Annotated in this window: 5 protein-coding genes, 1 tRNA gene and 1 pseudogene; 6 read left to right on the forward strand and 1 reads right to left on the reverse strand. The window is 69.0% G+C overall.

Annotated features, from left to right (window positions below):
- The first annotated feature begins 81 nt into the window (after positions 1-81).
- Positions 82-816 (forward strand): lipoate--protein ligase family protein, encoded by a 735-nt coding sequence (locus E1218_RS34295; protein ID WP_233712663.1) that lies wholly within the window; start codon positions 82-84, stop codon positions 814-816.
- Positions 813-2,057, forward strand: coding sequence for an amidase (locus E1218_RS34300; RefSeq protein ID WP_132327205.1), 1,245 nt, complete (start codon positions 813-815; stop codon positions 2,055-2,057). Before E1218_RS34295 ends, E1218_RS34300 begins: the two co-directional genes overlap by 4 nt.
- 106 nt (positions 2,058-2,163) lie before the next feature.
- Here E1218_RS34300 and E1218_RS34305 read toward each other — a convergent pair whose 3' ends face one another.
- Positions 2,164-3,888, reverse strand: a complete 1,725-nt coding sequence (locus E1218_RS34305; RefSeq protein WP_132327206.1) for an aminotransferase class V-fold PLP-dependent enzyme — start codon at positions 3,886-3,888, stop codon at positions 2,164-2,166.
- A gap of 94 nt (positions 3,889-3,982) precedes the next feature.
- On the opposite strand from E1218_RS34305, the gene tenA reads away from it, so the two are divergent.
- From tenA to E1218_RS34325, 4 genes and pseudogenes are all read left to right on the forward strand, one after another.
- The gene (tenA, locus tag E1218_RS34310; RefSeq protein ID WP_132327207.1) at positions 3,983-4,645 is read left to right on the forward strand and encodes a thiaminase II; all 663 of its coding nucleotides are present in this window, start codon (positions 3,983-3,985) and stop codon (positions 4,643-4,645) included.
- Positions 4,642-6,195, forward strand: coding sequence for a phytoene desaturase family protein (locus E1218_RS34315; RefSeq protein ID WP_132327208.1), 1,554 nt, complete (start codon positions 4,642-4,644; stop codon positions 6,193-6,195). Before tenA ends, E1218_RS34315 begins: the two co-directional genes overlap by 4 nt.
- Before the next feature lie 65 nt (positions 6,196-6,260).
- Positions 6,261-6,333, forward strand: a tRNA-Lys gene (locus E1218_RS34320).
- 403 nt (positions 6,334-6,736) lie between these two features.
- A pseudogene (locus tag E1218_RS34325) lies at positions 6,737-6,881 on the forward strand (IS3-like element ISMyma10 family transposase); the annotation flags it as partial.

The raw sequence follows: 6,881 nt of genomic DNA on the forward strand, positions 1-6,881 counted from the left end.
ACCCACCCCTTCCGACAAGCATCGACCCCCAACACCCGGCTGCTTCCCATGAGCCCGAGTCTCACATGACACGATGGCGAGGTGTTGGTGTTCGGTGGTGGGGGTGCGGACGAAGCGCTGGAGCTCGCGGTCGCACATGCGTTGGTGCGGCGGGCGTCGGCCGGTGAGCTGACGGAGGCACTGCGGGTGTACCGGCCGGCCGCGCCGGTGGTGGTGTTCGGACGGCGGGACACGCACCTGCCAGGGTTCCGGGCGGCTGTGCGAGCGACCCAGGCGGCTGGGTTCGAGCCGCTGGTGCGGGCCGTGGGCGGGCGGCCGGTGGCCTACACGACGGAGGCACTCGTGGTTGACCACGTGAAACACGAGCGGCTGGCACCTGACGGGCTGGAGACTCGGTTCAAGCAGTTCGGTCTCCTGTACGCCGAAGTGCTGCACGGGCTCGGGATCGACGCACGGGTCGGTGCGGTGCCGGGCGAGTACTGCCCGGGTGCCCACAGCGTCAACGCCCGCGGCGTGGTGAAGCTGGTGGGGACCGGCCAGCGCGTCGTACCGAACGGCTGGCTGTTCAGCGCGCTGACCGTGGTCGGCGACGACGCACGGCTGCAGCCGTTGCTGGCCGAGGTCTACGGGCAACTGGAGCTGCCGTTCGACCCCGCCTCCGTCGGCTCACTCTCGACGGAGGTGCCCGGCCTGACCGTCGAGGCCGTCGAGCAACGCATCTTCGAGGCGTACGACGCGACCGACCCACAACCACTGGACGACGCCACCCTCGACCTGGCGACCCAGCTCGCCGCCGATCACCGGGTCAGCGCATGATCGGCCTCGCGGAGATCGCCGAGGGGGTCCGCACCGGCCGGCTGGATCCCGTCGTACTGGTCGAGGAAGCGCTGCAGCGCGCCGAGGACGCCAAGCACCTGAACGCGGTCGTGCACCTCGACGCGGACGGTGCCCGCAAGGCCGCGGCCGACCACGCCCGCACCGGCGCGCTGGCCGGTGTACCGGTCCTGGTGAAGGAGATCATCGAGGTCGATGGACTGCCGTACCGCTGCGGATCGGCCTCGATGGACGAGCTCGGCCGACGGGATGCCGAGGTGGTCGCGCGGCTCCGGACGGCCGGTGCGATCGTCATCGGGTTATCCCACACGCACGAGTTCGCCTATGGCTGCACAGGTACGTCGAACCGGGTCGGTCCGTGCCGCAATCCGCATGAGCCGAGCCGCATGACCGGCGGCTCGAGCTCCGGCGCGGGCGCGGCGGTCGCGGCCGGAATCGTCCCGCTCGCGATCGGCACCGACACCGCCGGATCGGTCCGCATCCCGGCCGCACTCTGCGGCGTCGTCGGCTTCAAACCCGAGTACGGCACGCTGCCCGTCGACGGGGTCTTCCCGCTCGCGACGAGCCTGGACCACGTCGGCGTACTCACGAACACCGTTGCCGACGCGGCCTACGCGATCGCCGCGCTGACCGGCACTACTCCGGTCGAGCGCACGCCCGAGCGGCTCGGTGTGGTCGTGAACGACGAGTACCTGGATTGCACCCCGGAGGTCGAAGCCGCCTGGTCACTGTCGATCAGCCGATTGTCGACAATCGACGTTCGCCTCCCGGACTGGGCCGAGAGCTTCCAGGCCGCCGCCGACCTCCAAGGCCCGGAGGCTGCCGCCAACCACGCCGGCCGGGACACCAGCCGCTACCAGCCCGACGTCCAGGAACGACTTCGCGAGGCCGCGGCCGTCCCGAGGAGCCGGTACGACGCTGCCCGCGCCAGAGCCGGCGAGCTCACCAAGGCCGTGGACGAGATCCTGAGCCAGGTCGACGCGCTCATCACGCCCACGGTCCTCACCACCGCGCCACCCATCGACGCCGTCGACAGTCCGGCCGGCGCCCTCGCCGTACGCGCTCAACTGCTGAGGAACACTCGCCTGGCCAACCTCACCAGACACCCCGCGATCACCATCCCGCTGCCCACGCAAGGTCTCCCGGCCGGCCTCCAGGTCATTGCCAAAGACAACAACCAGGCAACCGGCGCCGCCCACTGGATCGAGGAGCAGTTGCGTTAGCTCAATCCTGCCGAGGGGTCGATCACCGCGATCATTCAGTTGTACATAGCAACAAAACGATCTGGAAGTGTCCGAGCACCCGAACGCCTGGCGAAGGCGTTCGGCGTTACGGCTGGTCCGACAAGCAGCGCGAGGGCAGGTCGAACCAGCGCAGGTGGTCGAAGTCCGGGTTCACGTGCCCCTCGCGGTCCGGGTTCTCCTGACAGGTCGAGAGCAGCTCGCGGGCTTCGGCCAGGTAGCCCTCGAGCGCTGACTCCGGCGCGGTGTGGTCGTGGCGCGGATACCGCAGCGTGCCGTCGGCGTCGTACCCGACCTGGGACAGCCGCATCGGCGGCTCGACCGGGCCGCGACGGTGCCGCCACAAACCGTTGGCCGGGTCGAAGCGGTAGTCGCCGAGCAGCCGCCAGCCGTCACGGGCGACCAGTTTCACTGCTTCCACGACGTATGTGAACACAGCCTCGGAGATGAAGTAGTTGAAGTTGACCCGGACCCAGCCGGGCTTGATCCCCTCGCACCCGTGCAGGATCTCCTCGGCGAACTCGTGCGACCGGACCAGGTCGATCCCGAGCAGCGTGTGCCCGTACGGTCCCGCGCACGAGCACCCGCCGCGCGACTGGATGCCGAACAGGTCGTTCAGCAGCGCGACGACGAAATTGTGGTGCAGGTACCGCCCGGAGGGTGCCTTGATCACGAACGAGACGATCGACAGCCGCTCGGCGTCCAGGTTGCCGAGGATCTGGATGTTCGGCTCCGCGGTCCATGCCTGCACCGCACGCCGCAGGTACGCGTCCTCGTGCGCCCGGATCACGTCGATCCCGACCGCCTGCTTGAGCTGGAACGCGAGCCCGGCCCGGATCGATCCGATGATCGCCGGCGTCCCGCCCTCCTCGCGGTGCACCGGATCGTCCAGGTAGCGGTGCTCGAGCGGGTTCACGTACGCGACCGTGCCGCCGCCCGGTACGTCGGGGACCCGGTTGCGCAGCAGTTCGCGCCGGGCGACGAGGACGCCGGGTGTCCCCGGACCACCGATCAGTTTGTGGGGACTGAGGAAGATCGCGTCCTTGCACTCCAGCGGGTCGTCGCCGTACATGTCGATCTCGACGTACGGCGCCGCGGCCGCGCAGTCCCAGAACGACAAGGCGCCGTACCGGTGCAGCAGCGCCGAGACGCGACGCGTGTCGCTGACGATCCCGGTGACGTTGCTGGCCGCGGAGAACGAACCGATCTTCAGCGGGCGGTCGGCGAACTCGACCAGTCGCGACTCGAGTTGGTCGATGTCGATGTGGCCGTCGTGGTCCTGGCTGATCACGACGACGTCCGCGATCGACTCGCGCCACGGTAGCTCGTTGGAGTGGTGCTCGTACGGCCCGATGAAAACGATCGGGCGCTGCTCCGGCGGGATCTGGTCGGTGAAGTGGTACGTGTCGTCGAGCTCCGCCGGGATCCGCAGCCCCATGATCCCGATCAGCTTGTCGATCGCGCCGGTCGCGCCGGAGCCGCAGAAGATCACCGCGGTCTCGTCGTCGCCGCCGACGCTGGTGCGGATGATCCGGCGGGCGTCCTCGCGCAGGCGCGTCGTCTGCAGTCCGGTCCCACTGGACTCGGTGTGGGTGTTCGCGTACCGCGGCAGGACCTCTGCGCGGATGAAGTCCTCGAGGAAGGTGAGCGCGCGGCCGGAGGCGGTGTAGTCGGCGTACGTGACCCGGCGTGGACCGTACGGCCCGGGCATCACCTGGTCGTCGCCGATCACCGACGCCCGGATCCGGGCCAGCAGAGGGGTGTCGGGCGGCATCCCGTCCCTCGACTCAACCCGCTCCCCCTGCATGGTCATGGCGTCAGGGTAGAGCCAGGGAGTGACTTTCGTCTCGTGTTGTCGTGCCGCGTTGTGGATAAGGTCGTCGCAGTCGACGGCGAGGGAGTTGGGGATGACGTTTTCCAGCGAGCTGTGGGACCGCGGCGGGGCGCCCGTGTACGCCGAGATCGTCCGGCACCCGTTCATCACCGGCCTGACCGACGGCACCCTGGACCACGACGCGTTCCGTTACTTCATCGTCCAGGACAGTCACTATCTGCGCTCGTACTCCCGCGCGCTGACCCTGGTCGCCGGCCGCGCGGCCGATGAGGACGCGGTCCGCATGTTCGCGCTGCACGCGGCCAACGCGATCGAGGTCGAGCGCGAGCTGCACGCCTCCCTGCTCGGCTCGCTCGGCCTGACGGTTGCCGATGTCGACGCCGCCGGGTCCGGTCCTGCGACCACGGCGTACATGTCCTATCTGACGGCCGTCTGCGCGACCGGCACGTACGCCGAGGCCGTGGCCGCCGTACTGCCCTGCTACTGGATCTACCGCGACGTGGGTCGAGAGCTGCTCAAGCGGTCGTCGCCGGACCCGCTCTACCGGCAGTGGATCGAAACGTACGGCTCGGACGAGTTCGACGCCGTGGTCGAGTCGGTGCTCGCGGTGACCGACCAGCTGGACATGAGCGCGTCGGAGCGGGAGCGTTGTCACCAGCACTTCGGTACGACGTGCCGCTACGAATGGATGTTCTGGGACGCCGCGTACACCAAGCTGGATTGGCCGGTCGGATGAAGGACTTCTACGACGTCGTGATCGTCGGCGGCGGGCACAACGGCCTCGTCGCCGCGACCTACCTGGCCCAGTCCGGGCTGTCCACGCTGGTGCTGGAGCAGCAGTCGCACACTGGCGGCGCAGCCGTCAGCCAGCAGGTGTTCCCGGGAGTGGACGCGCGGCTGTCGCGGTACTCGTACCTGGTCAGCCTGCTGCCCGACAAGATCGTCGCAGACCTGGGATTGTCCCTGGAACTGCGATCGCGCGCGGTGGCGTCGTACACGCCGGCACGCCGGTCCGGACGCGACCTCGGCCTGATGGTCGAGCGACCGGAGGGTGCGGCCACGCGGGCGTCGTTCGAGGCGCTCACCGGGAGCAGCACGGAGTACGACGCCTGGACAGCTTTCTACGGTGCGGTCGGGTCGCTGGCCGAGGCCGTCGCGCCCACACTGCTCGAGCCGCTGCAGTCCGCCGCCGACCTGCGCGCACGTGTCGACGCCGACCTGTGGGAGGAACTCATCGAACGGCCGCTCGGCGAAACCGTCGAACGGCGGTTCACCGACGACACCGTCCGTGGGGTGGTCGCAACGGACGCCGTCATCGGCACCTTCGCCGGACTGCACGACGAGTCGCTGATCCAGAACCGGTGCTTCCTCTACCACCTGATCGGCAACGGCACCGGCGAGTGGCGGGTGCCGGTCGGCGGCATGGGCGCGGTGACGGACGCACTGGCCGCAGCCGCCCGGCGCGCCGGCGCCTCGCTGGTCACCAACGCGGCGGTGACCTCCGTCGAGGCGGACGGCGTGGGCGCGTCCGTGACCTGGTTCGGAGGCGACGGCGAGCGGACTGTCGAGAGCTCCTACGTGCTCGCGAACGTCGCTCCGACCACGCTGGATGCGCTCCGCGGCCGGCCGGCGGGCGAAAAGCCGGAGGGATCGCAGCTCAAGATCAACCTGCTGCTGTCGCGGCTCCCCGCGCTGAAGTCGGGCGACGACCCGGCCCGCGCGTTCGCCGGAACCTTTCACGTCGACGAGGACTACAGCCAGCTGGAATCCGCCTACCAGGCGGCGCTGGGCGGTGACTTGCCGGCTGTCCCGCCGTCCGAGGTGTACTGCCACTCGCTGACCGACCCGTCCATCCTCTCCCGCTCGCTGGTTGCCTCCGGCCACCACACCCTCACCGTCTTCGGCGTCCACTTCCCCGCCCGGTTGTTTGCCTTCGACAACGATGCGGCCCGGGCCGAGGCGACCCGCCGGGTGCTCGCCGGCCTGCAGTCGTACCTCGCCGAACCGCTCGAGGACTGCATCGCCCGGGACGCCGACGGCAACCTCTGCGTCGAGTCCAAGACGCCGTACGACATCGAGGAATCCGTCGGCATGCCCGGCGGCCACATCTTCCACGGCGACCTGCAGTGGCCTTGGGCCACCGACGACGCCGACGTCGGCCGCTGGGGCACCGAGACCGACGTCGCCAACCTGCTGATCTGCGGCTCCGGCGCCCGCCGCGGCGGCGCCGTCTCCGGCCTCGGCGGCCACAACGCCGCCATGTCCGTCCTCACCCGCCACCCCTGACCCAACCGATTTCGCATCTCCCAGCCACCCCTGCTACGATCCTCATCGTTCGAAGGCAGCACCAAGCGCCGCTAGCTCAATTGGCAGAGCAGCTGACTCTTAATCAGCGGGTTCGGGGTTCGAGTCCCTGGCGGCGCACAAAAGCCCAGCCCAGGTCACGTGAGTGCCCTGGGTTTCTTCATGCCCCCAGGTCACCTCTTTGCCTCTGTAGTACCTCAGGCAAGCCCGCCCCTGGACCTCAGAGGCGAGCCCTCGGCTAGCCTCCTGAGCCTCCACCTGATCGTCACTGTGCGTCACATCACATCGTTTCGCACCAGCGCCGACCTTCCGGACCATGGGTGCCACCAGGCGTTGAGCTGCCGACCATCACACCGGTTGGAGGCTTGACATGTCGAGACCACCACTTCCATCGGGGCCTGGGGCAGAGCATCTCCACCAAGGTCGTCAAGACCGACAAGAACGGCAAGCCGGCCCGGCATCAGTCGCAGGCTGAACCACCCCGGGTTTGATGCGCACCTCCTTCGTTGGGAAGGTTGCATTCCTGCCGGGCAAGTACGATGAGCAGACCCGTGCCAAGGCGGTCCGGCTGGTCATCGATCATGTTGACGATTACGACTCTGAGTGGGCGGCGATCAAGGCGGTGTCGGCCCGGTTGGGGATGACGGCCGAGACGCTGCGCCGCTGGG

This window comes from Kribbella turkmenica, assembly GCF_004348725.1.
In the GTDB taxonomy this organism is placed as follows: Bacteria; Actinomycetota; Actinomycetes; order Propionibacteriales; family Kribbellaceae; genus Kribbella; species Kribbella turkmenica.

Bases quoted from the DNA above. Each gene is read 5' to 3' on its own strand.
- tenA (WP_132327207.1), top strand. From the start codon at position 3,983: ATGACGTTTTCCAGCGAGCTGTGGGACCGCGGCGGGGCGCCCGTGTAC.
- E1218_RS34300 (WP_132327205.1), top strand. From the start codon at position 813: ATGATCGGCCTCGCGGAGATCGCCGAGGGGGTCCGCACCGGCCGGCTG.
- E1218_RS34305 (WP_132327206.1), bottom strand. From the start codon at position 3,888: ATGACCATGCAGGGGGAGCGGGTTGAGTCGAGGGACGGGATGCCGCCC.
- E1218_RS34315 (WP_132327208.1), top strand. From the start codon at position 4,642: ATGAAGGACTTCTACGACGTCGTGATCGTCGGCGGCGGGCACAACGGC.